Genomic DNA, 682 nt, shown 5'->3' on the forward strand with positions numbered 1-682 from the left:
TTACAACTCAGCGAATTCGAAAACAACCCAGACAAATCTCAACTAGAATGCCTCGCTGTCGATCTGCAACATACGATCACAGAACTTGATTTTGAAGGCGAATGTGGCGAGAGACTGCTTGATATTCGTGCAAAACTGTTGCTTGGCGTGAATGCAGAATCCTTAATCGAGCTGACGTTAAGCACTCTGAAGTTAGTCGTCGAAGCGACTAAGTTTGAGCGTAAAGCATCAAGCCAATTTCTCGATCAGTTAAACTCTGCTCTGGCGAGTAACCTCAAAACCGTCCATCAAAACGTCGATCAACACCATACTTATTTTGAGCATCGCCAAGAGCTAAATGCAGAAATGAATGGTTTGGTTGAGCTCAGCCAACAATCTCTCGACCAAGCACAGGATTTAGCAGAACTCAAACAAGAAGTCGCTCCATTGCTGGCCAAAATGGCCTCGTTAACCGAGCGCCTCAAGATGACGGAAGAGAGAGAACAGGCCCTGCAAGAGCGTTTAAGCTACAGCAAAAATCAGCTTGAAGCGGTGTTTGAAACCACACAAGATTACCGCCGCCGCTTAGACGACCAGACACAGCGAATGTTGCTTGATCCACTCACGAAGGTTTACAACCGAACAGCATTTAACGATCGTCTTGAGCTCGAATACCGCCGTTGGATTCGCTCTCAGCAAAATC

At 46.3% G+C, this 682-nt stretch carries 1 pseudogene; it reads left to right on the forward strand.

What is annotated here, in order from left to right:
- Positions 1-682, forward strand: a pseudogene (locus R7190_RS27710) (GGDEF domain-containing protein); the annotation flags it as partial.

This window comes from Vibrio sp. 1078-1 (assembly GCF_033340475.1).